25 protein-coding genes are annotated in these 24983 nt (G+C 60.3%); 17 read left to right on the plus strand and 8 right to left on the minus strand.

Annotated elements, in window-relative coordinates:
• The first annotated feature begins 35 nt into the window (after positions 1-35).
• The 12 genes from cobA (at position 36) to GGD46_RS11690 (ending at position 11483) form a co-directional block, all read left to right on the plus strand.
• Entirely contained in the window at positions 36-884 is an 849-nt protein-coding gene (gene cobA, locus GGD46_RS11635; protein WP_184703929.1) for a uroporphyrinogen-III C-methyltransferase, read from the plus strand.
• Positions 881-2188 carry a cobyrinate a,c-diamide synthase gene (locus GGD46_RS11640; RefSeq protein ID WP_184703930.1) on the plus strand — a complete coding sequence of 436 codons (1308 nt, stop codon included), beginning with the start codon at positions 881-883 and terminating at the stop codon, positions 2186-2188. Before cobA ends, GGD46_RS11640 begins: the two co-directional genes overlap by 4 nt.
• Entirely contained in the window at positions 2185-3204 is a 1020-nt protein-coding gene (cobD, locus tag GGD46_RS11645) for a threonine-phosphate decarboxylase CobD (protein ID WP_184703931.1), read from the plus strand. Before GGD46_RS11640 ends, cobD begins: the two co-directional genes overlap by 4 nt.
• Positions 3205-3292: 88 nt before the next feature.
• Positions 3293-4273, plus strand: coding sequence for an adenosylcobinamide-phosphate synthase CbiB (cbiB, locus tag GGD46_RS11650; protein ID WP_184703932.1), 981 nt, complete (start codon positions 3293-3295; stop codon positions 4271-4273).
• A 121-nt stretch (positions 4274-4394) separates the two neighbouring features.
• The gene (locus GGD46_RS11655; protein WP_184703933.1) at positions 4395-4823 is read left to right on the plus strand and encodes a L,D-transpeptidase; all 429 of its coding nucleotides are present in this window, start codon (positions 4395-4397) and stop codon (positions 4821-4823) included.
• A 226-nt stretch (positions 4824-5049) separates the two neighbouring features.
• Positions 5050-5328 carry an acyl carrier protein gene (locus GGD46_RS11660; protein ID WP_069613139.1) on the plus strand — a complete coding sequence of 93 codons (279 nt, stop codon included), beginning with the start codon at positions 5050-5052 and terminating at the stop codon, positions 5326-5328.
• Between the two features lie 122 nt (positions 5329-5450).
• Complete coding sequence (locus tag GGD46_RS11665) at positions 5451-5924, plus strand: 3-hydroxyacyl-ACP dehydratase FabZ family protein (protein ID WP_184703934.1); 474 nt, start codon at positions 5451-5453, stop codon at positions 5922-5924.
• A gap of 42 nt (positions 5925-5966) precedes the next feature.
• Positions 5967-7172, plus strand: a complete 1206-nt coding sequence (locus GGD46_RS11670; protein ID WP_184703935.1) for a beta-ketoacyl-ACP synthase — start codon at positions 5967-5969, stop codon at positions 7170-7172.
• A gap of 11 nt (positions 7173-7183) precedes the next feature.
• Positions 7184-8470, plus strand: a complete 1287-nt coding sequence (locus GGD46_RS11675; protein ID WP_184703936.1) for a beta-ketoacyl-ACP synthase — start codon at positions 7184-7186, stop codon at positions 8468-8470.
• Between the two features lie 54 nt (positions 8471-8524).
• Positions 8525-9553 carry a zinc-binding dehydrogenase gene (locus GGD46_RS11680; RefSeq protein WP_004109346.1) on the plus strand — a complete coding sequence of 343 codons (1029 nt, stop codon included), beginning with the start codon at positions 8525-8527 and terminating at the stop codon, positions 9551-9553.
• 5 nt (positions 9554-9558) lie between these two features.
• Entirely contained in the window at positions 9559-10491 is a 933-nt protein-coding gene (locus GGD46_RS11685; RefSeq protein WP_184703937.1) for a lipid A biosynthesis lauroyl acyltransferase, read from the plus strand.
• Between the two features lie 269 nt (positions 10492-10760).
• Entirely contained in the window at positions 10761-11483 is a 723-nt protein-coding gene (locus GGD46_RS11690; protein ID WP_184704258.1) for a PAS domain-containing protein, read from the plus strand.
• Positions 11484-11670: 187 nt separating this feature from the next.
• Here GGD46_RS11690 and zigA read toward each other — a convergent pair whose 3' ends face one another.
• A complete protein-coding gene (gene zigA, locus GGD46_RS11695; protein ID WP_184703938.1) occupies positions 11671-12876 on the minus strand; it encodes a zinc metallochaperone GTPase ZigA in 1206 nt (401 codons plus the stop codon).
• 80 nt (positions 12877-12956) lie between these two features.
• Positions 12957-13940 (minus strand): zinc ABC transporter substrate-binding protein, encoded by a 984-nt coding sequence (locus tag GGD46_RS11700; protein ID WP_184703939.1) that lies wholly within the window; start codon positions 13938-13940, stop codon positions 12957-12959.
• Between the two features lie 100 nt (positions 13941-14040).
• Between GGD46_RS11700 and GGD46_RS11705 the strand changes: the two genes are divergently transcribed.
• From GGD46_RS11705 to GGD46_RS11715, 3 genes are read left to right on the plus strand one after another with little or no spacing between them, the layout of a single operon-like run.
• Complete coding sequence (locus tag GGD46_RS11705; RefSeq protein WP_184703940.1) at positions 14041-14934, plus strand: metal ABC transporter ATP-binding protein; 894 nt, start codon at positions 14041-14043, stop codon at positions 14932-14934.
• A complete protein-coding gene (gene znuB / locus GGD46_RS11710) occupies positions 14927-15754 on the plus strand; it encodes a zinc ABC transporter permease subunit ZnuB (RefSeq protein ID WP_184704260.1) in 828 nt (275 codons plus the stop codon). Before GGD46_RS11705 ends, znuB begins: the two co-directional genes overlap by 8 nt.
• A complete protein-coding gene (locus GGD46_RS11715) occupies positions 15751-16149 on the plus strand; it encodes a Fur family transcriptional regulator (protein WP_075850764.1) in 399 nt (132 codons plus the stop codon). Before znuB ends, GGD46_RS11715 begins: the two co-directional genes overlap by 4 nt.
• Before the next feature lie 51 nt (positions 16150-16200).
• On the opposite strand, the gene GGD46_RS11720 is transcribed toward GGD46_RS11715, so the two are convergent.
• Together GGD46_RS11720 and GGD46_RS11725 are read right to left on the minus strand one after the other, a co-directional pair.
• The gene (locus tag GGD46_RS11720) at positions 16201-16731 is read right to left on the minus strand and encodes a gamma carbonic anhydrase family protein (RefSeq protein ID WP_184703941.1); all 531 of its coding nucleotides are present in this window, start codon (positions 16729-16731) and stop codon (positions 16201-16203) included.
• A 16-nt stretch (positions 16732-16747) separates the two neighbouring features.
• On the minus strand, positions 16748-17443 hold the full coding sequence (locus tag GGD46_RS11725; RefSeq protein ID WP_184703942.1) for a fumarylacetoacetate hydrolase family protein: 696 nt from the start codon (positions 17441-17443) through the stop codon (positions 16748-16750).
• A 141-nt stretch (positions 17444-17584) separates the two neighbouring features.
• Here GGD46_RS11725 and dusA point away from each other — a divergent pair, with 141 nt between their 5' ends.
• Entirely contained in the window at positions 17585-18598 is a 1014-nt protein-coding gene (gene dusA, locus GGD46_RS11730) for a tRNA dihydrouridine(20/20a) synthase DusA (protein ID WP_184703943.1), read from the plus strand.
• A 238-nt stretch (positions 18599-18836) separates the two neighbouring features.
• Here dusA and GGD46_RS11735 read toward each other — a convergent pair whose 3' ends face one another.
• Positions 18837-19049 (minus strand): cold-shock protein, encoded by a 213-nt coding sequence (locus GGD46_RS11735; protein ID WP_184354750.1) that lies wholly within the window; start codon positions 19047-19049, stop codon positions 18837-18839.
• Positions 19050-19522: 473 nt separating this feature from the next.
• Here GGD46_RS11735 and GGD46_RS11740 point away from each other — a divergent pair, with 473 nt between their 5' ends.
• Positions 19523-20041, plus strand: coding sequence for a nucleoside deaminase (locus GGD46_RS11740; protein WP_184703944.1), 519 nt, complete (start codon positions 19523-19525; stop codon positions 20039-20041).
• 44 nt (positions 20042-20085) lie between these two features.
• Here the strand turns inward: GGD46_RS11740 and GGD46_RS11745 are convergent, their stop codons facing one another.
• From GGD46_RS11745 to uvrB, 3 genes are all read right to left on the minus strand, one after another.
• A complete protein-coding gene (locus GGD46_RS11745; RefSeq protein ID WP_184703945.1) occupies positions 20086-21150 on the minus strand; it encodes an adenylate/guanylate cyclase domain-containing protein in 1065 nt (354 codons plus the stop codon).
• Positions 21151-21314: 164 nt separating this feature from the next.
• Positions 21315-21770: an SRPBCC domain-containing protein gene (locus GGD46_RS11750; protein ID WP_184703946.1), complete on the minus strand. Its 456-nt coding sequence runs from the start codon at positions 21768-21770 to the stop codon at positions 21315-21317.
• Positions 21771-21958: 188 nt separating this feature from the next.
• A complete protein-coding gene (gene uvrB, locus GGD46_RS11755) occupies positions 21959-24745 on the minus strand; it encodes an excinuclease ABC subunit UvrB (RefSeq protein ID WP_184703947.1) in 2787 nt (928 codons plus the stop codon).
• Positions 24746-24983 lie beyond the last annotated feature (238 nt).

Below are 24983 nucleotides of genomic sequence, written 5' to 3' on the forward strand. Positions count from 1 at the left end.
TGCAATTTCGGCCATGCGGGCATAGGACAGGTGGGATGAGCGATACCCTATTTTCCAATCTGCCGGCGCTGGAGCCGGGCACCGTCTGGCTTGTAGGCGCCGGGCCGGGAGATGCAGGGCTGCTGACCCTCCTGGCCGCCAAGGGGCTGGCCGAGGCGGATATCGTCGTGCATGACGCCCTCGTGAACGACGATTGCTTGAAGCTCGCCCGGCCAGGGGCCGTGTTCGAATATGCCGGCAAGCGCGGCGGCAAACCGTCGGCCAAGCAGCGGGATATTTCCCTGCGCCTCGTGGAGCTTGCTCGCGCCGGCAAGCGCGTTCTCAGGCTGAAGGGCGGCGATCCCTTCGTATTCGGACGCGGTGGCGAAGAGGCCCTGACGCTGGTCGAGCATGGCATTCCTTTCCGCATCGTTCCCGGCGTCACGGCCGGCATCGGCGGCCTTGCCTATGCCGGCATTCCCGTTACGCATCGCGACGTCAATCATGCCGTGACCTTCCTAACCGGTCATGATTCGTCGGGCCTCGTGCCCGACGCGATCAACTGGGATGCGATCGGCAGGGGATCGCCCGTTATCGTTATGTATATGGCGATGAAGCATATCGCCCAGATCAGCGCCAATCTTATTGCGGCGGGCCGTTCGCCGGACGAGCCGGTCGCATTCGTCTGTGGCGCGGCGACCTCGTCGCAGCAGGTACTGGAGACGACGCTCGGCCGGGCGACGGCTGATGTCGAAGCCTCCGGTTTGGAGCCTCCCGCCATCGTCGTCGTCGGCGAGGTCGTGAAATTGCGGCCCTCCCTCGACTGGCTTGGTGCTCTTTCCGGCCGCAAGCTTCTGCCTGCGACGGAGGTGCGGGCAGGAAACGGCCATAAGGTGTCGGCATGAGCGGTCTGATGATAGCTGCGCCGGCATCGGGTTCCGGCAAAACGACATTCACGCTTGGCCTCCTGCGGGCGCTCCGGCGGAAAGGTGTCGCTGTCGCATCGGGCAAGGCTGGCCCGGACTACATCGATCCGGCCTTTCACGCGGCTGCCGCCGGTTCGCCCTGTCTCAATTTCGATCCCTGGGCCATGCGCGCCGAATTGATTTCAGCGAATTCGGCGCTTCATCGCGCCGGCGGCCGATTGCTCGTGATCGAGGCTATGATGGGATTGTTCGACGGCGCTGCCGACGGTTCCGGTACGCCTGCGGATCTCGCGATGCTGCTTAACCTGCCCGTCGTGCTCGTCGTTGATGTCTCGCGCATGTCGCAGTCGGTTGCTGCCGTCGTCAGCGGCTTCGCCAATTTCCGCGCCGATATCCGTATTGCAGGCGTCGTTCTCAATCGTGTCGCCAGCGAGAGACATGAGGGGATGCTGCGTCGGGCGCTGGAAGCGATGCGGATGCCCGTTTTCGGCGCTATCGGCAACGACAAGGGCTTGACGCTGCCCGAGAGGCATCTCGGACTGGTGCAGGCGGGGGAACACATCGCGCTGGAGCATTTCATTGATTCGGCCGCCGACATCGTATCCAAAGCCTGCAATATCGAGATGCTGCTCCGGGCTAGCCAACAGAATATCGTGCGCCCGTCTGCTGCCAACATCGCGCGGCTCATGCCGCTTGGGCAGCGGATCGCGGTGGCGCGCGATATAGCGTTCGCATTCTGCTATGAGCATATGCTGCTGGGCTGGCGGCGGCGCGGTGCTGAGATTTCCTTCTTTTCCCCCTTGGCCGACGAGGCGCCTGCGGCCGATGCAGATGCAGTCTATCTGCCGGGCGGTTATCCTGAACTGCATGCGGGAAAGCTTGCAAGCGCCCATCAGTTCCAGGCGGGGATCAGGGATGCGGCGGCGCGCGGGGCCAAAATCTACGGCGAATGCGGAGGCTACATGGTGCTCGGCGAGGGGCTCGTGGATGCGGCGGGAACCCGTCACGCCATGCTCGGCCTGCTGCCGGTCGTCACGAGTTACGAGACGCGCCAGCGGCATCTGGGATATCGGCGCTTGATGCCACTTGCCGGCTCTTTTTTCGAAAAGCCGATGACGGCACATGAGTTTCACTACTCGACCATCGTTTCGGAAGGCGATGCGGATCGCCTGTTTGCCGCCAAAGATGCGCTTGGCGCCGATCTGGCAGCGGCCGGCCTGCAGCGTGCCAATGTTGCCGGTTCCTATATGCATCTGATCGATCTGTCCGGTGATACGCAATGATGGGCAAGATCGTACATGGCGGCGGCATCACTGCCGCGGCGCGTCAATATGGCGGCCGGCCGGAAGATTGGCTGGATCTGTCAACTGGTATCAATCCTAACCCGGTTGCTTTGCCGGAAGTGCCCGTTTCGGCCTGGCATCGGCTGCCAGACCAGCATCTTCAGGAGCGGACGCGCGAGGCGGCGAGAGGATATTATCGCAGCGGCGATATCCTGCCCTTGCCCGTTCCCGGCACGCAATCGGTCATCCAGTTGCTTCCAAGGCTGGTGCCGGGTGGAAGCGTCGCCATCCTGTCGCCGACCTATGGCGAATATGCCCGCGCTTTCACGCTCGCAAACCAGAAGGTGCGTCAGCTTTCGACGATGGACGATCTGACCGAGGACGATAGGCTCGTCGTCGTCGTCAATCCCAACAATCCGGACGGGCGGCGGCTTTCAATCGGTCAGTTGCGCGATTTGCACGAGAGGCAATATAGGCGCGGCGGCCTTCTATTGGTTGACGAGGCGTTCGGCGATGTCGAGCCGGAGGCCAGTATCGCGCCATACGCGGCGTCCATGCCCGGCCTCATCATCTTCCGCTCGTTCGGCAAGTTCTTCGGCATGGCCGGCTTGCGGCTCGGCTTCGTCATCGCCCAGGCTTCGGTCATAGCGCGCTTCGAGGATTGGCTTGGCCCCTGGGCGGTATCCGGGCCGGCGCTGTCGATCGCGGCATCCCTTATGAACGGTGATACGGGCGCCATTCGCCGACGCATTCTCGATCGGCATTTCGCGCTGGAAACGATTCTTCGCCGCGGCGGCCTATCCGTCGCGGGCGGCACGGCACTGTTCGCGCTGGTTGCCGACGACCATGCGGAAGACATATATACGCATCTCTGCCGCCATCACATTCTTGTCCGCAAGTTCGATTATGCGCGCAATTGGCTGCGCTTCGGCCTTGCTCCGGATGAGGAAGGTGATCGAAGACTCGCCGGGGTACTGGAGTCAGATGATTTTAGGTCTGTTCGGCCTAAAATCTGAATCCGCTCCAGAAAAAAGTAAGTAGAGCATGATGTCGTCCGAAAACCGCTGACACTTTTCGGCATCATGCTCTTGAGGATTATTCGACATGACCGCCGACGAACATTTGCTGATTCTCGTGCTTGCACTGCTGCTGGACCGGATCGTCGGAGATCCCGATTGGCTGTGGCAACGGCTGCCGCATCCTGTCGTGCTATTCGGCAAGGCGATTTCCTACTTCGATCAGCGCTTCAATGGAAAACATCTCTCGGGCGTGCTTCGCCGCCGCAACGGCTTCATGTCGATCGTCGCGCTGCTTATGGGTGCTGTGATCATCGGCTGGGCTGTGCATGGGTTCCTCGCCATCTTCGGCTGGCTCGGTATATTGATCGAGGCAGCGCTCGTTGCCGTGTTTCTCGCGCAGAAAAGCCTGGGCGATCACGTCGGCGAAGTGTCGCAGGCCTTGCGAAGCAACGGACTGGAAGGCGGCCGTCTTGCCGTTTCGCGCATTGTCGGTCGTGATCCGGAGACGCTGGACGAGCCCGGCGTCTGCCGCGCGGCGATCGAGAGCCTCGCTGAGAATTTTTCCGACGGCGTCGTCGCGCCTGCGCTCTGGTACGGGATTTTCGGCCTACCGGGCCTGTTCCTCTACAAGATGCTCAACACTGCTGATTCGATGATCGGCCACAAATCGGAAACTTACATTGATTTCGGTCGGGCTGCTGCGCAGCTGGACGATATCGCGAATTGGCCAGCGGCGCGCCTGTCTATCCTGCTGATCGCTATCGGCGCACTTGCAAAGCGCGGGATCTCCGCACTCGGCAATGCGATCCGCGTTGCCGTCAGGGATGGCGGCCTGCATCGGTCGCCGAATTCCGGCAGGCCGGAAGCGGCCATGGCCGGTGCGCTGGACATCCAGCTCGCGGGGCCGCGAATTTATGGTGGTGAGCTGGTGCGCGAGCCGATGATTAATGGCGCCGGCCGGGATACGGCCACTGTCAGCGATATTGAAGCCGGGATCACCATTTTCTATTCGGCGTGCTCGGTGCTGACATTCTTCGCCTTCGTGGGCTTTCTGATTTTATTGTAACCTGTCGTTTCAATTAATAGACTGATCACTATACGTATTAATTTGGTATAATCGGCCTGCTGTTAAGCTTTCCCATCGTCTGAATTGCTTCACGAAGAAGCAAGCAGCCGGAGGGGATAAGATGAAATATGTAGCAGTAGCCACTATAGCATGTCTTTGTACGCAGCTGCACGTCGGTGCGGCAAATGCAGGAACCGTTCTTGCGACGGTCGATCTTCGTTCGCAGACGATGACCGTGTCCGAGGATGGTGTTTTCAAGTATCGCTGGAAGGTATCGACAGCCCGCAAGGGATATGTCACGCCGATTGGCTCCTATACCGCCAAATGGCTTTCCAAGGATCATCGTTCGAAGAAATACGACGATGCGCCGATGCCCTATGCGGTGTTTTTCAATGGCGGTTACGCCGTTCACGGCACCTACGAAGTCAGGCATCTCGGCAGGCCGGCATCGCATGGCTGCGTGCGGCTGGAGACGCGCAATGCCGCCACCTTCTTCGCACTGGCGTCTGACGTAGGGCTTCACAATACGCGTATCGTCATCAGCCAGTGAGCGGACGGATTGTGTGAAGATCTTGCGAATGCGGCCGGCCGCAATGCTGCCGCATCTTGCACGCATGTCGCGCAGCAGTCCTTCTAGGTTGCGGCGCAACCGTAATTTTTGCTGTTTGCGCAACAGTGTCCTGCCAAATTGCCGGGGTTTCTGGTGGAAACCATTGGCTTTTGGAATGGATTTCCCTATGAGGGGGATTGAATTATTATTTCAAGAGGTATGGGCAGTGACTGCTACATTTGACAAAGTTGCCGACATTATCGCTGAAACCAGCGAAATCGACCGTGACACCATCACTCCGGATAGCCACACGATCGACGACCTTGGCATCGACAGCCTGGACTTCCTGGATATCGTCTTCGCTATCGACAAGGAATTCGGCATCAAGATCCCGCTGGAACAGTGGACGCAGGAAGTCAACGAAGGCAAGGTTTCGACCGAAGAATACTTCGTGCTGAAGAACCTCTGCGCCAAGATCGACGAGTTGCGCGCCGCCAAGGGTTGAGCAACATCCTTGCACTTTTTGACGCCCAGCCGCCTCTGAAACTGGCGGCCGGGCGGTTTCATTCTTAAATAGCGTATTCCGCCCGCGGCATCGTGCGTTGCGGGTCTTAAGCGGAGGCGTTGATGCTGCTGGAATATTTCCAGATGATCGACAAGGTCGAGTCCGTCGATCTGTCTAAAGGCCGGTTGAAGGCGCGTTCCGTCGTTCCGGCAAAGAGCCCGGTCTTCGAAGGTCATTTCCCCGGTATGCCGCTTGTTCCTGGCGTTCTATTGATCGAAACCATGGCGCAGGCCTCCGGCATGCTTGTGCTGGCCGCGACGAAGTTTGCCTATATGCCGTTCCTGATGTCGGTCGATGGCGCCAAGATGCGGACATTCGTCGAGCCGGAAGCGGAGCTGGATATCGAAGCCGATCTGGAGCATGACGGGTCTGGGTTCGCGGTGACCAAAGCGCGGATCACGATTGCCGGAAAGAAGATCTGCGATGCGCAGTTGAAGCTGCGCACCATGCCGTTTAATGAGGTGCCGCTCGCCGATATCGTGCGCAAGCGGGCAGGCGAGGTCGGGCTTCTCGACGCCATCGCCGCCAACGGTTGACACCGGCAGCTTGCGGATACCGCATTCGAAGAGGATTGATGAATGAGCAAGGCTCAGAATGATGTGGTGATCACGGGTATCGGCATCGTTACCTGTCAGGGCGTCGGCAAGGATGCGCATGTGGCCCTGCTGACCGCGGACAAGGCGCCGCCGACCATCGTAGAAACCGAAAAGTTCAAGCCCTACCCGGTGCATCCGCTGCCGGAAATCGACTGGTCGCAGCAGATCCCGAAGCGCGGCGATCAGCGCCAGATGGAAAACTGGCAGCGCATCGGCGTCTTCACCGCCGGCCTGGCGCTCGACGATGCCGGTTTCAAGGATGATCTGGAAGCATGCGGCACGATGGACATGATCGTTGCTGCCGGCGGTGGCGAGCGTGATATCAATGTCGATACGCTGATCGTCAATGAAGGCCTGAAGCGCAACGACCGCGAGCTGCTGTTGAACGAGAAGTTGACGACGGAACTGCGGCCGACCCTTTTCCTGGCCCAGCTTTCGAACCTGCTCGCCGGCAATATCTCGATCGTTCACAAGGTTACGGGCTCGTCGCGCACTTTCATGGGCGAGGAAGCATCCGGCGTTTCCGCCGTCGAGACGGCGTTTCACCGCATCAAGTCCGGCGAGTCGAGCCATGCGCTGGTGGGCGCGGCCTTCTCGGCGGAGCGTCTGGATATGATCCTGCTGATCGAATCGATCAATGCACATGCGATCGGCGACTGGCATCCCCTCTGGTCGCGCAAGCCGGAAGACGGCGGCGGCATGATCATGGGTTCGGTAAGCGCTTTCCTCGTGCTCGAATCGCGAGTTCACGCCGAGAGCCGCGGCGCCCGTATCTATGCAACCATCGATTCGGTCGAGGGTGACCGCGGCCGCCGCGATGAGGGCAAGTTCGAAGCGCGGCTGGAGCGCATGCTGGCGCCTGCCAAGAAGGCGGACGGCGAGGCGAACATCGTCTTTTCCGGCACGACGGCGATTCACGATCTTGCCAAGCGCGAGAAGGCGGTGCTGGAAGCGCAGATTCCAAACTCGCCCATTCGCGCCTATTCCGGCATTTCCGGCCACGGGCTGGAAGTCCAGTTCCCGCTCGGGATCGCTTTTGCTGCACTGGCCGTGGCCAATCAGGCCAAGGTGCCGCCATTCGATGGCGCGCATGAAAAACCGATGGCGGCCGGTACACGTAATGCTGTTGTAACGACTGTTGGCCATGTACGCGGCGAAGGCATCGCCGTACTATCAGCTGAAGCGTGAGGACCAACATCATGACCGCATCCGCCTATAAGGACCATCTCGGACGCCCGATCGTCGCCGTCACCGGCATGGGTATCATCACCTCGCTCGGCCAGGGTCTTGAGGACAATTGGAACGCGCTTTCCTCGGGCGTTTCAGGCATTCACAACATCACGCGCTTCCCGACCGACGGTCTTTCGACGCGCATCGCCGGCACCGTGGATTTTATCGATATTCCGGCGCCGAATGCAGTGGAGCGTTCCTATGCGTTCGCCCGCGAAACGACGATCGAAGCTCTGGCCCAAGCCGGAATTTCAGGCGACTTCGACGCACCGCTCTTCCTTGCTGCGCCGCCGATCGAGCCGGAATGGAGCGCCCGCTTTGCGCTTGCCGACCGTTCGCCGCCAGCGGAGCACGAAGGTGATGCCTATGAGCGCTTCCTTGCTGCCATGCGTCAGCGGCCGGATCCGGCCTTCCATGAGGCCGCGCTCTTCGGCGCGATTTCCGAGCGTCTCGCCGACCGCTTCGGCACGCGCGGTTTGCCGATAACATTGTCGACCGCCTGTGCATCGGGTGTCACTGCCATCCAGCTAGGCATTGAATCGATCCGTCAGGGACGGACGACGCGGGCGCTGGTGGTTGCGACCGACGGTTCGTTGAGCGCCGAGGCGTTGATCCGCTTCTCGCTTCTGTCGGCTCTCTCGACGCAAAACGATCCGCCGACCAAGGCTTCCAAGCCGTTCAGCAAGGACCGGGACGGCTTCGTCATTGCCGAAGGCGCGGCAACGCTGGTGTTGGAATCGCTGGAAGCCGCAATTGCACGTGGCGCCAAGATCCTGGGCATCATGAAGGGAGCAGGCGACAAGGCCGATTCCTTCCATCGCACTCGCTCTTCGCCCGATGGTGGCCCGGCGATCGCCACTATCCGTGCAGCGCTGGCCGATGCCGGAATGGATGAAGGCGACATCGGCTACATCAATGCGCACGGCACGTCGACACCGGAAAACGACAAGATGGAGTATGGCGCCATGTCCGCCGTTTTCGGCGCGGAGCTGCCGAGCATTCCAGTGTCGTCGAACAAGTCGATGATCGGTCATACGCTCACGGCCGCCGGCGCAGTCGAGGCAGTCTTCTCGCTGCAGACCATGCTGACGGGCACGCTGCCGCCGACCATCAACTATAACAACCCGGATACGTCCATTATTCTTGACGTGGTGCCGAACAAGAAGCGTGAAAAGCAGGTGAATGCCGTTCTTTCGAACTCTTTCGGGTTCGGCGGTCAGAACGCCAGCCTTGTCATGGCGCTTGAACCGGCTTAATCGGACCTTTGAATCATAAATGATAACTGCGCCCGAGGGGCGAAGGACTTTGCCATGCGTGCTTTGCAACTGATCGACGACCGCAAACTTGAGATCACCGATCTGCCTGAGCCGGAGGCGCCTGGCGCTGGCGAAGTGACTTTGCGCGTCAAGGCCGTCGCCCTCAACCATATCGATGTATGGGGTTGGCGCGGCATGGCATTCGCCAAGCGCAAGATGCCGCTCGTCATCGGTGCGGAGGCAGCCGGCGTTGTCGAAGCGATCGGACCGGGCGTTGCCAACGTGCTGCCGGGCCAGCTGGTGTCGATCTACGGTGCGCGCACCTGCGGCCTCTGCCGTCACTGCCGCGAAGGCCGCGACAATCTTTGCGAACATGTCGGCGGCGTGCATGGCTTCCATCTTGATGGCTTCGCGCAGGAGAAGGTCAATTTGCCGGCTCGTCTGCTGGTTCCGGCACCTCCCGGCGTCGATGCGGTTGGCGCGGCACTGGCCCCCGTCACCTTCGGGACCGTCGAGCACATGCTTTTCGACAACGCCAAGCTTGAGCCGGGCGAAACGATCCTCGTTCATGCCGGCGGCTCGGGCATCGGCACGGCTGCCATCCAGCTTGCCAAGAAGATCGGCTGCACCGTCATCACCACGGTCGGCTCCGACGACAAGATCGAAAAGGCGAAGGCCCTGGGCGCCGATCACGTCATCAACTATCGCACCGACCGCTTCGAGGGCGTCGTGCGCAAGCTGACGAAGAAGAAGGGCGTCGACGTTGTTTTCGAGCATGTCGGCAAGGATACCTGGGCAGGTTCGATGCTCTGCATGAAGCGCGGCGGCCGTCTCGTTACCTGTGGCTCGACTTCCGGCGTTTCCACCGAAATGAACCTGATGATGCTGTTCCAGCAGCAGTTGAAGCTGCTCGGCTCCTTCGGCTGCCGCATGGAAAACATGGCCAATGCCATGCAGAAGATGGCGCGCGGGCTCGTTCATCCGGTCATCGACACCGAAGTGAGCTTCAGCGATATCGACCGGGCGCTGGAGCGGATGGAATCGCGTCAGATCTTCGGCAAGATTATCCTGAAGATGGATTGAGCCGCGTGAAGCTTTTCATCACCCGGATCGTCCTTGCGCTCAGAAATTTCCGGCAGTGGCTGGTGGCGCAGGTCATCTTCGGATTCCTGAATTTTCTGAAGCTGTTTCCAGCGGACGGCGGCATCAGGTTTGCCGATTGGCTGACCCGCAAGATCGGTCCACGCCTGCGCCGTCACAAGCTGATGTTGACCAACCTGCGCAACGCCTTTCCTGAAAAGAGCGAGGCAGAGATCAGCGAGATTGCGCTGGCGAGCTGGGGCAATATGGGCAGGCTTGCGGCGGAATATGTCTTTCTCGACCGGCTGTTCGATTTCGATCCCCACAGCGACAAGCCGGGCCGCGTCGAAGTTTCGGGCATTCCGATCTTTCTCGATCTTAGAGACAATCCGCGCCCCTTCATCGTTTTTACCGGCCATACCGGCAATTTCGAATTGTTGCCCGTCGCAGGGGCTGCCTTCGGCCTGACCGTGACGGTTCTCTTTCGGCCGCCAAACAATCCCTATGTGGCGAAGAAGGTGTTCGATTTCCGCGCGAAGCGCATGGGAAAACTTGTGCCGTCGCATGCCGGCTCTTCTTTCAGTCTTGCTAGGGAGCTCGAAGCCGAGCGCGGCGTCGGCGTGCTGGTGGACCAGAAATTCCGCAAGGGTTTGAATACCTTGTTCTTCGGCCGCGACGTGAAGACAAATCCGCTGCTGCCGAAACTGGTGCGCCAGTTCAATTGCGAGGTCTATCCGGCTCGCTGCATTCGTCTGCCGGGCAATCGCTACAGGCTTGAGATCGAGCCGAGGCTGGAATTGCCTTACAACGAACAAGGCAACCTGGATTTGACTGCAACCGCACAAATGCTGAACGACAAGGTCGAAGGCTGGGTGAGGGAGCATCCTGAACAATGGCTCTGGTACCATGATCGCTGGAACATCAAGGACGCGGTTTTCTAATCCTCTGTTATGGCTTCACGCGGCGGCGTTGGCAAAGCAATTTGCTCGGTTCGAGTGCATTCTCGACCCTTGGTAAGCCTTTGGTTTCAGAAAGCTCTGCTTTGCGGACAAGTTCGATTCACCCGGATTGAAACGGTCCGTAAGTCATGTTAATTCACCTTATAGAAAGTTTGGTGAGAATGCGGACATCAAACTGAATATCCTTGGGCATGGCAACTCCGGGAAACGAGGCCTCGGTATTTGACAATGGTCAAGGACAGGAGGGTGATTTGCTGGCACTCTTTCATGCGTTTTCCATGAAATGCAGTCAGATTCAGCGTGCGATAAAACTGGGTGACGACGAGCTCGTAGATTCGCTTGATAGCGAGCTGGAGCCACTTATTGCAGCTATTTTGGCTTACAAGGCCACCAGTCTGCTTGAAATTTACATGCAGCTGCAATTCCTGAACAATCTCATCCGGGAAGAGTCGGATGATCGGTCGCGGGTTGTGCGCAATTCTGCATCGCTGTCTGTGCTGATTGATCGTTATTTTGGCGGCGCAAACGAATCTGCGGCGGATGTCTTGATGGGATTTTCGACCGGCAGGGGAGAGCGCGACAATCTCTTCGGCTTCGACGAAGGTAGCGTCTTGAACGATGTCATCCTCGACAGTTTGCCGGACCGCGTTGCCGTGATCACGCGCGATTATCGCTATCTCTATAGTAATCCTGCCAATTCAGAGTTTCTGAAATCGAAGCAAATGGAACTCGTCGGCCGCCATATCGCTGATTTCGTCGGCTCGGACTATTTCGAGAACAGCGTCAAAGTGAAGCTCGATGCCTGCTTTGCCGGCGAAAAGGCCGAGTGCCTCTACCCGTCCTATCGTCAGATAGAGCCGGGCAAGGTGTTTCATTGCAGCATGACGCCGTTGCGCGCGAGGTCGCAGGTGATCGGTGCATTGCTCGTCGTGCACGAAGTCAGCGTCGTGCCGGCCAACATGCTGGTAGCCTGAACGCGCGTTCAGGCCCCGAACAATATTCTTTCGATTGAATCCACCGCTAGCGGCGGATCCAATTTCTTGTTTGCGCCACTGCTTCGATCCAAATCCGCTATGGCGCGTTGCGAAGCCTCGTCCCCCAGCTCATCGCCAGCGCCGCACTCCATGCAATAGCAGCGAAACCTGATTACCTTCGGCTTTTTCATGTCGCGGGCCGGCTCCAGCTTGCGAAGGGATCAGGCAGATCGCGCCAGCGCTCGGGCGTGAAGCGATCTGCTTTGAGCAAGCAAGCATCCAGCTCGGCAACAATCTGCTGCTGGTTCATGGGATCGGCACCAATGAACACCAGTTCCTGACGACGATCGCCCCAGACCGGATCGAGATAAGACGACAGAGCCTGCTTGAACGAGGGATCTTGGGGCCATTGTTCCTGCGGCACGGCAGCCCACCAAAGGCCCATCTTGCTGGTACGTACCAGCGCGCCGGCCTGGCTCATTTCACCGACATAAAAGGGGCGCGTCGCAAGCCAGAAAAAACCCTTGGCGCGCACCACACCCGGCCAGGACCGGTTGAGAAATGCCTGGAATTTCATGGGGTCGAACGGCATTTTCGCGCGATAGACGAAGGAGCGGATGCCGTATTCCTCCGTCTCGGGAACATGATCCTTGAAGCCGTGCAATTCCTTGTACCAGAGCGGATGCGTTTCGGCGCGGTCGATATCGAAACGGCCGGTGCCGAGCACCTCTGCGGGCTCCACAGCGCCGAAATCGGCTTCGATCAGCCGCGCGTCGGGATTGAGGCCGACCATGATCTTGCGGGCGGCGTCGCGCTGCTCGGATGTTGCCGCGCCGACCTTGTTGAGGACGACGACGTCGGCGAACTCGATCTGTTCGACCAGGAGATCGACGATGGTCCTGTTGTCGCCGTCGCCGGCGGTTTCGCCGCGATCGGCGAGGAAATCCGTCGAGCCGTAATCGGCCAGAAGGTTGGCCGCATCGACGACCGTCACCATAGTGTCGAGCCTGGCGATATCGGAAAGGCTGCTGCCGTCTTCGGCGCGGAATTCGAAGGTGGTGGCGACGGGCAGGGGCTCGGCGATCCCTGTGGATTCGATCAGCAGGTAGTCGAAGCGATCCTGCTCGGCGAGTTGCCGGACCTCCTTCAGCAGATCGTCGCGCAGGGTGCAACAGATGCAGCCGTTGGTCATTTCGACAAGCTGTTCTTCGGTGCGAGAGAGATTGGCGCCACCATCGCGCACCAAGGCGGCATCGATATTCACCTCGCTCATGTCGTTGACGATTACGGCAACGCGCAAACCATCGCGATTGTTGAGGATATGGTTGAGTAGCGTCGTCTTGCCGGCGCCGAGGAAACCGGAGAGGACGGTAACCGGAAGTTTCTTGTTCATGAGAATTCCTTGTAATGTAATATCATTACATGATTTGTTCTGAAAAAAGCGAGCATCTGGCTCGCTTCCTTCGGTGAGCTTCAGCCTTGCGCCGCGAGGCAGCTTTTCAGCGAGCTTGCAATGCCGCGCATCAGGTCGAAATAAAGTTCCGGTCCCTGCGGCAGCGTCGCGGCCTCGGGATCAAGGACGCCTGATTTGGCCGAAGTGCCTTCCAGCACCACATTGACCAGCTTCGGTTCGAATTGCGGCTCGGCGAAAACGCAGGTCGCACCGAGATCTGCGACCTTGCTGTGGATCTCGGCGACGCGCTGCGCGCCGGGAATGGTTTCCGGGCTGACGGTGATGGAGCCGGAGACGCGTACACCATAACGGTGCTCGAAATATTGATAGGCGTCGTGGAAGACGATGAAGGGCTTGTCCCTCACCGGTGCGAGTGTCGAGGCGATCTCCGCATCCAGCGCATCGAGCTTGTCGTTCAACGTCTTCTGGTTTGTTTCATAAGTCAGTGCATTTACCGGATCGGCGGCGACCAGAGACGTGGTGATCTCGGCGACCATTGCCTTGGCATTGTGCGGATCGAGCCAGAGATGGGTGTCGAATTCTCCGTGATCATGGTCGCCGTGATCATGTCCGTGGCTATCGCCGGCTGGGGCCTCGTCGCCATCACCATCGTCATGCGGTTCGAACACGCCGCCTTCGCGGAATTTGAGCTTGGCGATGCCGGGTGCCTGGTCAAGCTCGACGATCGTGGCGTTGGAACCGAGTGAAGAGAGCGGCTTCTGCAGGAAAGCCTCCATGCCGGGACCGACCCAGAAAACCACCTGTGCCTGCTGGAGGCTGCGGGCATTCGAAGGCTTGAGCGCATAGGTATGCGGCGAAGCGGCGCCGTCGACGATCAGGTCCGGCGTGCCGATACCTTGCATGATGGCGGCGACAAGCGAATGGATCGGCTTGATGGAGACGACCACCTTTGGAGCATCGGCTGCGGTCGCGGCGGTGCTGGCAAGCAAGCCCGATAGCAGGAGAGAAGCGGCTAGAGGTAGGAGAGCTTTTATTGCATTCATGCGATTAATGCCCTTGAATGGGTATGTTATGTTATTACATCAATTGCGTTATGCTATAACGTGTGCAATAGCATGGCGCAATAGTGCAATTGGAAATTTCATGCTTTCTTCCATCGACAGCAAGAGCCGACCGCTGGTGTCGCTCCATGATGTCGGCGTCCGCCGCAGCGGCCGCTGGCTGGTGCGGGGTGTGGATTTTTCCGTGAGCCGCGGCGAGATCGTTACGCTGATCGGGCCGAATGGTTCCGGCAAATCCACCAGCGCCAAGACGGCTATCGGCGTGTTGAAGCCGGACGAGGGCCGCGTCGATCGCATTGCCGATCTGAAGGTCGGCTACGTGCCGCAGAAGCTTGCCGTCGACTGGACCTTGCCGCTCACCGTACAGCGCCTGATGACTCTCACAGGGCCTCTATCGGAGCACGAGCTTGTCACTGCGCTTGAGGCGGTCGGCATTGCGCATCTTGCCAAGGCTGAAGTGCAGCATCTTTCCGGCGGCGAATTCCAGCGGGCGTTGCTGGCGCGTGCCATTGCCCGTAAACCCGATCTTCTGGTGCTGGACGAACCGGTGCAGGGGGTCGATTTTAACGGCGAGATCGCACTTTATGACCTCATCAAGTCCATTCGCAACTCGCAAGGTTGCGGTATCCTACTGATTTCGCACGATCTTCATGTCGTCATGGCCGCGACCGATACCGTCGTTTGCCTGAACGGCCATGTCTGCTGCCGAGGTACGCCGCAGGCGGTGAGCCAGAGTCCCGAATATGTAAAGCTGTTCGGTACGCGGGCGGCTCAATCGCTGGCGATCTACAGCCATCATCACGATCATACGCATCTGTCCGACGGCCGCGTGCAGCATGAAGATGGCTCGATCACCGATCATTGCCATGCCGAAGATGGCCACCACCATCATGGGCACGGCGACTATAGCCACGATCACGATGACCACGATCATCACCACGGGCATGATCACACCGAGGGAGAACGCCATGTTTGACGATTTCTTCCTGCGTGCCATCCTTGCCGGTGTCGGGCTGGCGCTGACCACCGGGCCGTTGGGTTGCTTCATCATCTGGCGGCGCATGGCCTATTTTGGCGATACGATCTCGCATTCGGCGCTGCTGGGCGTGGCGCTATCGTTGCTATTCCAGCTGAATCTGACGCTCTCCGTCTTCGCGGTCGCGGCGCTGGTTTCCATTCTGCTGCTCTTCCTGCAGCGGCGGCAGGCGCTGTCTGCGGATGCGCTGCTCGGCATTCTCTCGCATGCGACATTGGCAATCGGCCTGGTCATCGTCGCCTTCATGAGCTGGGTGAGGATCGACCTCATTGCCTTCCTCTTCGGCGATATTCTTGCCGTCAGCCAATCCGACATTGTTGTGATCTGGGTCGGCGGCATTTTCGTGCTGGCGGCGATCGCGTGGCTTTGGCGGCCTTTGCTGGCATCGACCGTCAATCCGGAGCTGGCCGAGGCAGAGGGCTTACGGCCGGAGCGGGCGCGGCTGTTCTTCATGCTGCTGATGGCCGTGGTGATCGCGATTGCCATGAAGATCGTCGGCATTCTGCTGATCACGGCGTTGCTGATCATTCCTGCCGCCACCGCGCGTCGCTTTGCCGGCACACCGGAAACGATGGCCATTTTCGCCTCGCTGCTCGGCGCAGTCGCCGTCGTCGGCGGGCTGTTCGGGTCGCTGCGCTACGACACGCCATCCGGCCCGTCGATCGTCGTTGCGGCGCTCATCCTATTTATCGTCAGTCTGCTGCCCCTCGTTCGCAGGAGCGGCACGCCAGCGGCGCAACAGAGAGGACAGTCGTCATGACCACTCCGATGCTCACCAAGAACCAGTCCCTCGTCTTCGATGTCCTGACCAAGGCGGAGGCGCCACTCAGCGCCTATACGATTCTCGACAAACTGCGCGACCAGGGCTTTCGCGCGCCGCTGCAGGTTTACCGGGCGCTGGACAAGCTGCTGGAATATGGCGTCGTACATCGGCTCGAAAGCATCAATTCTTTCGTCGCCTGCGCACATCCGCATGAGGATTGCCACAGCCATGGTCTCGTTGCCTTCGCCATTTGCGAAAGCTGCGGCCAGGTGATCGAGTTCCACGATCACGAGGTGGATCATCGCCTGATGGATTGGCTGAAATCGCAGAAATTCAAGGCGGAAAAGTCGACGATCGAGATCCGCGGCCATTGCGCCAATTGTGCAGCGTGAGCCTCTGACGGAGTCACATTCGCTACTCCGTCAGTCATTTATTATTGTTTTCTAATCTAATCTTTTAAGATCGCGCGCGAAACGCTGCCAGTTGGCGACGTAATTGCGGGCTGAGCGTCGAAGTCCCTCGATCGCCGCTTCGTCGAGTGTACGGATCGCTTTGGCCGGAGCGCCGACGATCAGGGAGCCGTCCGGAAACTCCTTGCCTTCCGTGACCAGCGCATTGGCGCCGACGAGGCAATTATTGCCGATCTTGGCGCCGTTGAGGATGGTGGCGCCCATGCCAACCAGCGAGTTGTTGCCGATCGTGCAGCCATGGATGATGGCGTGATGCCCGATGGTGCAGCCTTCGCCGATGATGGCGGCGAAAGCCGGATCCGTATGGACCATCGTGCCTTCCTGAATATTCGTGCCCTTGCCGATGATGATCGGTTCGTTGTCGCCGCGCAGCACCGAGCCGAACCAGATGCCGACATCCTCGCCGATCTCGACCTTTCCGATCACGCTCGCGTCCGGCGCGATCCAATACCGTCCAGGACCGGGTGTCTTCGGTGTCAGGCCCGCAAGAGCATAGAGCGGCATGGTCGATCCTCCTCGATCAGATTACATTCAAGGTCAGTGTCGCGACGCCGTCGACGGCGCAGCTGATCCTGTCGCCACGCGAGACGGGGCCGACGCCGGCCGGCGTGCCGGTCAGGATGATGTCGCCCGGCGCAAGCGTGAAGAGCTTGGAGAGTTCGGCAATGATCTCGGGCACCTTCCAGATCATCTGCGAGAGATCGCCCCGCTGTGCGCCCTGGCCATTGCGCATCAGCCAGATGCCGCCCTTGTCGGGATGGCCGACGCGGGTGGCGGGCACCAGGGCGGAGACAGGCGCGGAATGCTCGAAAGCCTTGCCGATCTCCCACGGGCGGCCGAGCTTCTTGGCCTCGCCTTGTAGGTCGCGGCGGGTGAAGTCGATGCCGACGCCGTAGCCATAGACGCAGTCGAGCGCCTGCTCGACCGGAATATCGGCGCCGCCGCTGCGCAGGGCAACCACGAGTTCGACCTCATGATGCACGTCTGACGATAGTGGCGGGTAGGGGAAGTCGCTCGACATGACCAGATTGTCCGGGTTCTTCTGGAAGAAGAAGGGCGGCTCGCGGCTGGGATCATGCCCCATTTCGATGGCATGGTCGGCATAGTTACGGCCGACGCAATAGACGCGGCGCACGGGGAAATGCTCGGCTTCGCCCTCGATCGGCAGCAGGACAGGGGCGGGAAGTGGGATAACTGTCTTGAACTTGGCGTTCATGGGGGCTTTCAAAACTCTCATTGATCTCGGAACGGCATGTGCCGTCCGACTCCGTGCAGGCAACCTAGCATCATTGTTACCACCGGGAAAACTGGCCTTCGGAAAGCTTTTGGTGTAGAGCGCGAGGCAGAAAGGTATCCCATGTATAGCGACGCACTGAAAAACGGCCGCAAGATTTTTGCGGTGGCCCCTATGATCGACTGGACTGACACTCGCTGCAGGTTCCTGCATCGGCAGATCAGCCGGCATGCGCTGCTCTACACGGAAATGGTTGTGGCCGATGCGGTCATCCATGGGCCGCGGGATCGGTTGCTGGGTCACGATGCGGCCGAGCATCCCGTCGCGCTTCAACTGGGCGGTTCGGATCCGGCTAAGCTGACCGAGGCACTGCGGATTGCCGAAGCCTATGGTTATGACGAGATCAACCTCAATGTCGGCTGTCCTTCGGACCGCGTGCAATCCGGCACGTTCGGTGCCTGCCTGATGCTGACGCCGGAGACGGTGGCGGCCTGCATCGCGGCGATGAAGGCGGTATCGAAGGCGCCCGTGACGGTGAAGTGCCGTATCGGTGTCGATGAGCAGGAGCCGGAAGAGGCGCTTCCCGAGTTGATCACGCGCGTGCTCGATGCTGGTGCGGATGCAATCTGGATCCATGCGCGTAAGGCCTGGCTGAAGGGCCTGTCGCCAAAGGAGAACCGCGAGATACCGCCGCTGGACTATGAGATCGTCTACCGCATGAAGCAGCGGTGGCCTGGGGTTTTCATCGGCATCAACGGCGGCATCCAGACACTGGATCAGGCTGAGGCGCATCTTGCCCATGTCGACGGTGTCATGCTCGGCCGTGCCGCCTACCAGAATGCCGCAATTCTCGCCGATGTCGATCATCGCTTCTATGGCGAGCCGGCCGTCGAGACCGACTGGAACGTTCTGCGCGACCGGATGATGGCCTATACCGCACGACACATCGCAGAGGGTGGACGCCTGCAGCACGTCGCGCGTCACATGGTCGGCCTGTTCAGCGGTTTGCCCGGCTCGCGCAGATACCGCCAGATCCTCTCCACCGACGCCAACAAGCCGGGCGCAGGGCCCGAAGTGATCGCAGCCGCCTTTGCAGCGGTCGATTTTGCCGGTGAGGGCGAGCGCGCGAGCGCCTGAAGCGCTTCAATTGGTCCTTCGGACTTCGCGACGACCCTTCTCGCCATGAGGGGGATGTCCTCGTTCGGATGTCGGCTGGCTTTAGCCTCGGCTTGCTCCGCCGCGTTATCCTGCCTTCTGTTGAGTCTATGGAAGGATGCGGCGGCCATGGCTGCTCACGATAAACAGCATAAGGCAACGAAAAACGGCGCGGTTTGCACCGCGCCGTCCGAAACCTTTTCAGGCAGTCATCTAGGGCTTAGTTAGCCTGGATGTTGACAGCCTTCGGGCCCTTGCCCATGCGATCCGGCTCGGTGTCGAAGGTTACCTGCTGGCCTTCGCGCAGCGACTGGATGCCGGAAGCCTGGAGAGCGGAGATATGAACGAAAACGTCCTTAGCGCCGCCTTCCGGAGTGATGAAACCAAAACCCTTGTCCTGGTTGAAGAATTTTACGGTGCCCTTGGTGGCCATGGGGGATAGTCCTTTACCCATCAGTCTTAATTAATCCGGAAAATCCGGACGGCTTTGCCTCCGCGCCATGCGAAAGCCAGTCGAGAAGTCACGTACGGGGAAAGAACGTCTGCGCGGGTCCGAAACCCAACCACTGCCTGCCGTCAGCGGATCACCAAATCAGTCCAGTCACCGGCATGAAAATGCCCGAGCATGCATATGGGTGACAGGGTTTGTGGAAAAAGGCAAGGGGCAATATTGGGGCAGGGTGGGGAAACGGGTGGGATAGGGTGGGGATTTCAAGGGGTTGGGAATGAAAGGCGAGATTCTGCGATGAACGGATCCACCGGCAACGACCTACAAAATGCGTTTCCCGACTAGCTCGATGGTTCGACGAGGCGACCTCAACGGATGTAGGATCTTGTCATGTAACTGTAGCAAAAGTCGCTATGTTACGACGATGCAACCTAAAATCATGGCGATGCGGGGATTACATGGTTCAATTGAATGACGAATGCATGATGGAGCTTGCGCTTGCGGAGGCTCGAATCGCATTGGAGGAAGGCGTATTTCCCGTCGGCGCGGTTCTTTCAGCCGGAAACCGGATTCTGGGACGCTCGCACAAGACCATGATCTCGAATCATCTAAACCATGCGGAGATGAACCTGTTTCATCAGGTATTCGAGGGCGACTATGTCTTTTCAAGGGCCGATCATCTGACGCTCTACACAACGCTTGAGCCCTGCATCATGTGCTTTGGCACGATGTTGCATCTGCCGATCGCGCGCCTTGTATTCGCGATGGAGGACACATATGGCGGCTGTGCGCATATGAGGCTCGAAAACGCTCCTCCCCGTCATGTTTCTCGATCGATAGAGATAGTTGGGGGTGTCCTGCGAGCGGACGCCTGCAAGCTCTTTGCAGAATTTCTCGATACAACCACCGAGGAGTTTTGGCTGACGGGGGGAGCGCAGCATTTCCAAGCCACCGTGAAGGCGGAGGCGGGAGCATAACGGATGTGGCATGGCCGATGCCGCTCTTGCAGGCATTCTGTCGGTCAGGTCACTGCTTCCGCCAGCGTAAAGACCGCGCAAGGCTCGATAATCCCTCGCAGCTCATGTTTACCCAGTGGGACGAGCGCCGTGCCCGTTTCGGCCGCGACAGCGCCCGAGACGAGTACGTTGCAGCCCAGCGGCTTGCAAAGGCCCTCAAGACGGCTGACGAGATTGACCGCGGGGCCGATGGCGGTGAAGTCCAGGCGGTCGGCGGCGCCGATATTGCCCCAGAGCATGTCGCCGAAATGCAGGGCGGCGCCGAAAGGGAGCGGCGGCAGGCCCTGAGCCTTTCGGGTCGCATCGAGGTGGGCCATGCCGGCGCGGATGGCGGTAACGGCGCGGAGGGCCGCTTCGCAGGCTTCCGCCGACGTTCCGGTCACCGGAAAGATTGCCAGCACTCCGTCACCGACGAATTTCAGCACTTCGCCGCCGAAGGCGTGGACAGCGCCCGCGACGCGGTCGAACCACGCGTCGAGGGCGGATATCACGATGGTCGGCTCCGTCGCCTCGGACAGTGCGGTGAAATCCCGCAGGTCGGCGCAGAGGAGCGCGGCGCGAATGGTCTCGCCGGTGCTGCGGCTGAGCGCGCCGGCCTGCACGCGCGCGGCGCTGCGGCGGCCGAGATAGGCCTCCAGCAAGGCGGACAACGCCGCCCGGGCGGCCAAGCCGCTCAAGGGGGCAGCGGCAAATCGGGCGATTTGGCGCAAACTATCCGCTTCGGTTGTGGTGAAGGGCCGCGTGCCCGCCCAGGCCAGAACGGAGTTGCCAGGCGTGCCTGCAATCGTTTCCTCGCAAATCGGGCCGAACTCGGCCAACCAGTCACGGCCGGCTTGCCCAAGTGCAGTGCCGGCAAAGCCGAGGGCCTCGTTAACGGCACCATCTTCGGCATGCCACAACCAGCTATGCTGCGTGATGATTGGGTGCGGCGCCGAAAGCGTCAGTGCGCCGCCGGCGAGTGGCAGTCCGGCGGCCAGCAGCTGTCCGCCCAGATCGGCCAGGAAGCGCTCGGGGCTGGGAGAGGCGGCGGCTTTGTCGACAAGCCAGGCGAGAGAGGCGGGCAAATCCATGCGAGGATCATGCCATGGCAGTTGCAGGCTGTCATCCTCGCCGACGCAGCCTTTTGGTGCGGCCTCAACTCTCCCGGTTCAACGGGCAAGGCTGCTGTCGCCAATCGGTGATATCGAGCGAACATCAAACCAACGCGCCTGATGGGACAGCGCCCAGGACGTTGTCAGCTTTTGCCGTCGTGACCGCGCATCGGATCTGGACCGGGATCTCGTCCGGAGGCCACGGCGGCCATGCGGTCGAGATAATGCGCCCAGCCTTTTGCATGGGCCTCACATTGTCCGGCCGTCGGCAGGCCGGTGTGTGTGAGGCGGACCAGGGTTCCTTCAGGCTGTTCGATCAGGTCGATCTCCACCAGGCTCGATCCCGGCGGCACTTCTTCGCTGCCTTCCCAGCCGAAGCTGTAGGCGAGGCGATGGACCGGGACGACCTCGCGGAACGCGCCGCGTGCGACGCGCGCCCCGGTCACGTTGACGAGATAGATGCCGCCAGGCTGCGGCTCGGTCTTGGCTTCCGTGCCCATCCAGCGCAGGATCTTCTCGGGGTCGGTCAGCAATGCGAATATGGCGGCAGGCGGTGCCGGGACATGGGTCTCCCGGCGGACGACTAAGGGCTCTGACATCGATCTCTCTCCCGTGGGTGCTATCGCCTTCTCACGGCACGGCGCGCAAAAAAAGCGTCCTCCGTCCCTCCGTGGGTCTCCTCATAGAAAATATGTAGGTGCTGATGCACAGCCAACAAGACATCGCTTGATACTTGCGAGCACTGCTCATCAAGAACCACAGTTCCAACCGGCCGGCGACAGCAGTCTTAGCGTCCGGGCCGTCCGGTCTTCCCCTTCGTTCGGCCCTTGCGCTGCTTCTCGTCCACCGGATCCTCGTAGGAGCCGACGCCGGGTTTGGCGCGGATCACCGGCTTGTCCGGCACCTTGCCGGTTACCGGCTTTTCGGTGCGGCCGACGGTCATTTCGTCCAGCGTGTTCTTGCGGAAAAGCGGTGTGCCGGCATCGCTGCCCGGTCCCATTTCATCAAGGTTCGGCTTGGCGAAATAGGAGCGGGATGCCTCAGATTCTGGCGCTGCGCGCTTGCTCGACGCGCCGCGGCTTTCGAGGCTCTTCGCCTCCTCGCGGGCTAGGGGATCGTCCATTGCGGCAAGTTCGACGGCCTTGAGGCGCTTGATCTCATCGCGCAGTCTCGCGGCCTTTTCGAAATCCAGGTCGGCGGCGGCATCGCGCATGGATTTTTCCAGCGCGTTGAGATGGGCCTGCAGGTTGTTGCCGACCAGATGACCGCCATCGGCAAAACCCTTGCCGGAGGCGCCGCCGATATCGGCGCGGACATGGTCCTTCTCATAGACGCTGTCGAGAATATCCGAGATTTTTGCCTTCACCGATTCCGGTGTGATGCCGTTTTCGAGGTTGAAAGCCATCTGCTTCTCGCGGCGGCGGCTGGTCTCATCCATCGCCCGCTTCATCGAACCAGTGATCGTATCGGCATAGAGGATGACCTTGCCGTCGACGTTACGCGCGGCGCGGCCGATGGTCTGGATGAGCGAAGTTTCCGAACGGAGGAAGCCTTCCTTGTCGGCATCGAGGATGGCCACGAAGCCGCATTCGGGAATGTCGAGACCTTCGCGCAGCAGGTTGATGCCGACGAGCACGTCGAAGGCGCCGAGGCGAAGGTCGCGGATGATCTCGATACGCTCCAGCGTGTCGATATCGGAGTGCATGTAGCGCACGCGCACGCCCTGTTCGTGGAGATACTCCGTAAGATCCTCGGCCATGCGCTTGGTAAGGACTGTGCAGAGGGTGCGATAGCCCTTGGCGGCAGTTTCGCGGATCTCGCCGAGCACGTCGTCGACCTGGGTGCGGGCAGAGCGGACCTCGACCGGCGGGTCGATGAGGCCTGTGGGGCGGATGACCTGTTCGGCGAAGACACCGCCGGATTGTTCCATTTCCCAGCTGCCCGGTGTAGCAGAAACCGCGATCGTGTCCGGGCGCATGGCGTCCCATTCCTCGAAGCGCAGCGGTCGGTTGTCCATGCAGGAGGGCAGGCGGAAGCCGTATTCGGCCAGCGTCGCCTTGCGCCGGAAGTCGCCTCGGTACATGCCGCCGATCTGGCTCACCGAGACGTGGCTTTCATCGATGAACAGCAGCGCGTTATCGGGAATATATTCGAATAGCGTCGGCGGCGGCTCGCCGGGATTGCGGCCGGTCAGATAGCGCGAATAGTTCTCGATGCCGGCGCAGGAGCCGGTGGCTTCAAGCATTTCGACGTCGTAGCGAGTGCGCTGCTCCAAGCGCTGCGCTTCGAGCAGGCGGCCGGCTTTTTCCAGCTCGGCGAGCCGGATTTTCAGCTCTTCCTTGATCGCCTTGATGGCGCCGTTCAGCGTCGGGCGCGGCGTCACATAGTGCGAATTGGCGTAGATCTTCACCGACTTCAGGTCGCCGGTTTTCTGGCCGGTCAGCGGGTCGAATTCGGTGATGGCGTCGATCTCGTCGCCGAACATGGAGATGCGCCAGGCAGCGTCCTCCAAGTGGGCCGGGAAGATTTCGATCGTGTCGCCGCGGACGCGGAAGGAACCGCGGATGAAATCCATATCGCGGCGCTTGTATTGCTGCGCCACGAGGTCGGCCAGAAGCTGGCGCTGGTCCAGACGGTCGCCGACGTTCATCTGGAAAGTCATCGCCGTATAGGTTTCGACCGAGCCGATACCGTAGATGCAGGAGACCGAGGCGACGATGATGCAATCGTCACGCTCCAGCAGCGAGCGCGTCGCCGAGTGGCGCATGCGGTCGATCTGCTCGTTGATCGAGCTTTCCTTCTCGATGAAGGTATCCGAGCGCGGTACGTAGGCTTCCGGCTGGTAATAGTCGTAGTAGGAGACGAAATACTCGACTGCGTTGTCGGGGAAGAAATTCTTGAATTCGGAATAGAGCTGAGCGGCCAGCGTCTTGTTGGGCGCGAGGATGACGGCGGGGCGCTGCGTCGCCTCGATCACCTTGGCCATTGTAAACGTCTTGCCGGAGCCGGTAACGCCGAGCAGCACCTGGCTGCGGTCGCCATTCTCTAGGCCTTCGACAAGGTCGCGGATCGCGGTCGGCTGGTCGCCAGCGGGCTGATATTCCGAGGCCATGCGGATCTGGATGCCGCCTTCGGATTTCGCCGGCCGGGTAGGGCGATGCGGCGTCCAGAGCTTGCCATCCTTGAAGAGAGGGTTGCCGCTCTCGATCAGCTTCGACAGCGCTTCCACCGTGGCCGTTACGCCGCTGGTGGCGATCTTGTCGGCATCTTCGAGCGCGATATCCAGGCCAGCAACCGGATTGAGGCCGGCCGCGGCTCGTGTCTTCGGATCCGTCGAACCGCCCATGGACGTGCCGCGCCCCGACTTCGAAGCTGCGATTTCCACCTTCTTGCGATGCTTGCCAGCTTTGGAGGCAATCTCGCGCTGCGTCTCGATGCCGGACATTTCGGCGTCGGCCTCGAGCTGCTTCACCCAATCGGCAACGCTGCCGCTGAGCGGCGCACCTTCAAACGGTGCCTGCGGCGCCTCTTCGAAACCGGTCGGGGCGGAGGGTTTTTTCGGTGATTTGGCCATGCGGCGAATATGGAGGCAGATCGCACAGATGTGAAGGGGCAAAGGGTACAAAAGGGAAACAAAATGGTAGATTTTTCCGTTCGTCGACCATGTTAAATATGTTACAACCTGAAGGCGGCCGATGCGTTAGCGCTGATCTGAAAGTCCGCATAGCGCGATCCTCGCAGGCGCCACAGGAGGAGCCGGCTGCAGCGTCGACATGCCCGGTCAGTGCCGGGCTCCCCCAGCTTTCGACGGC

The organism is Martinezella lusitana, from assembly GCF_014207095.1.
GTDB classification, from domain to species: Bacteria; Pseudomonadota; Alphaproteobacteria; order Rhizobiales; family Rhizobiaceae; genus Rhizobium; species Rhizobium lusitanum_B.

Bases quoted from the DNA above. Each gene is read 5' to 3' on its own strand.
- GGD46_RS11735 (WP_184354750.1), bottom strand. From the start codon at position 19,049: ATGGCCACCAAGGGCACCGTAAAATTCTTCAACCAGGACAAGGGTTTT.
- cobA (WP_184703929.1), top strand. From the start codon at position 36: ATGAGCGATACCCTATTTTCCAATCTGCCGGCGCTGGAGCCGGGCACC.
- GGD46_RS11750 (WP_184703946.1), bottom strand. From the start codon at position 21,770: ATGTCAGAGCCCTTAGTCGTCCGCCGGGAGACCCATGTCCCGGCACCG.
- GGD46_RS11745 (WP_184703945.1), bottom strand. From the start codon at position 21,150: ATGGATTTGCCCGCCTCTCTCGCCTGGCTTGTCGACAAAGCCGCCGCC.
- GGD46_RS11725 (WP_184703942.1), bottom strand. From the start codon at position 17,443: ATGAACGCCAAGTTCAAGACAGTTATCCCACTTCCCGCCCCTGTCCTG.
- dusA (WP_184703943.1), top strand. From the start codon at position 17,585: ATGTATAGCGACGCACTGAAAAACGGCCGCAAGATTTTTGCGGTGGCC.
- GGD46_RS11740 (WP_184703944.1), top strand. From the start codon at position 19,523: ATGGTTCAATTGAATGACGAATGCATGATGGAGCTTGCGCTTGCGGAG.
- GGD46_RS11705 (WP_184703940.1), top strand. From the start codon at position 14,041: ATGCTTTCTTCCATCGACAGCAAGAGCCGACCGCTGGTGTCGCTCCAT.
- uvrB (WP_184703947.1), bottom strand. From the start codon at position 24,745: ATGGCCAAATCACCGAAAAAACCCTCCGCCCCGACCGGTTTCGAAGAG.
- GGD46_RS11720 (WP_184703941.1), bottom strand. From the start codon at position 16,731: ATGCCGCTCTATGCTCTTGCGGGCCTGACACCGAAGACACCCGGTCCT.
- cobD (WP_184703931.1), top strand. From the start codon at position 2,185: ATGATGGGCAAGATCGTACATGGCGGCGGCATCACTGCCGCGGCGCGT.
- znuB (WP_184704260.1), top strand. From the start codon at position 14,927: ATGTTTGACGATTTCTTCCTGCGTGCCATCCTTGCCGGTGTCGGGCTG.
- GGD46_RS11665 (WP_184703934.1), top strand. From the start codon at position 5,451: ATGCTGCTGGAATATTTCCAGATGATCGACAAGGTCGAGTCCGTCGAT.
- GGD46_RS11715 (WP_075850764.1), top strand. From the start codon at position 15,751: ATGACCACTCCGATGCTCACCAAGAACCAGTCCCTCGTCTTCGATGTC.
- GGD46_RS11675 (WP_184703936.1), top strand. From the start codon at position 7,184: ATGACCGCATCCGCCTATAAGGACCATCTCGGACGCCCGATCGTCGCC.
- cbiB (WP_184703932.1), top strand. From the start codon at position 3,293: ATGACCGCCGACGAACATTTGCTGATTCTCGTGCTTGCACTGCTGCTG.
- GGD46_RS11700 (WP_184703939.1), bottom strand. From the start codon at position 13,940: ATGAATGCAATAAAAGCTCTCCTACCTCTAGCCGCTTCTCTCCTGCTA.
- GGD46_RS11680 (WP_004109346.1), top strand. From the start codon at position 8,525: ATGCGTGCTTTGCAACTGATCGACGACCGCAAACTTGAGATCACCGAT.
- GGD46_RS11640 (WP_184703930.1), top strand. From the start codon at position 881: ATGAGCGGTCTGATGATAGCTGCGCCGGCATCGGGTTCCGGCAAAACG.
- GGD46_RS11655 (WP_184703933.1), top strand. From the start codon at position 4,395: ATGAAATATGTAGCAGTAGCCACTATAGCATGTCTTTGTACGCAGCTG.
- zigA (WP_184703938.1), bottom strand. From the start codon at position 12,876: ATGAACAAGAAACTTCCGGTTACCGTCCTCTCCGGTTTCCTCGGCGCC.
- GGD46_RS11670 (WP_184703935.1), top strand. From the start codon at position 5,967: ATGAGCAAGGCTCAGAATGATGTGGTGATCACGGGTATCGGCATCGTT.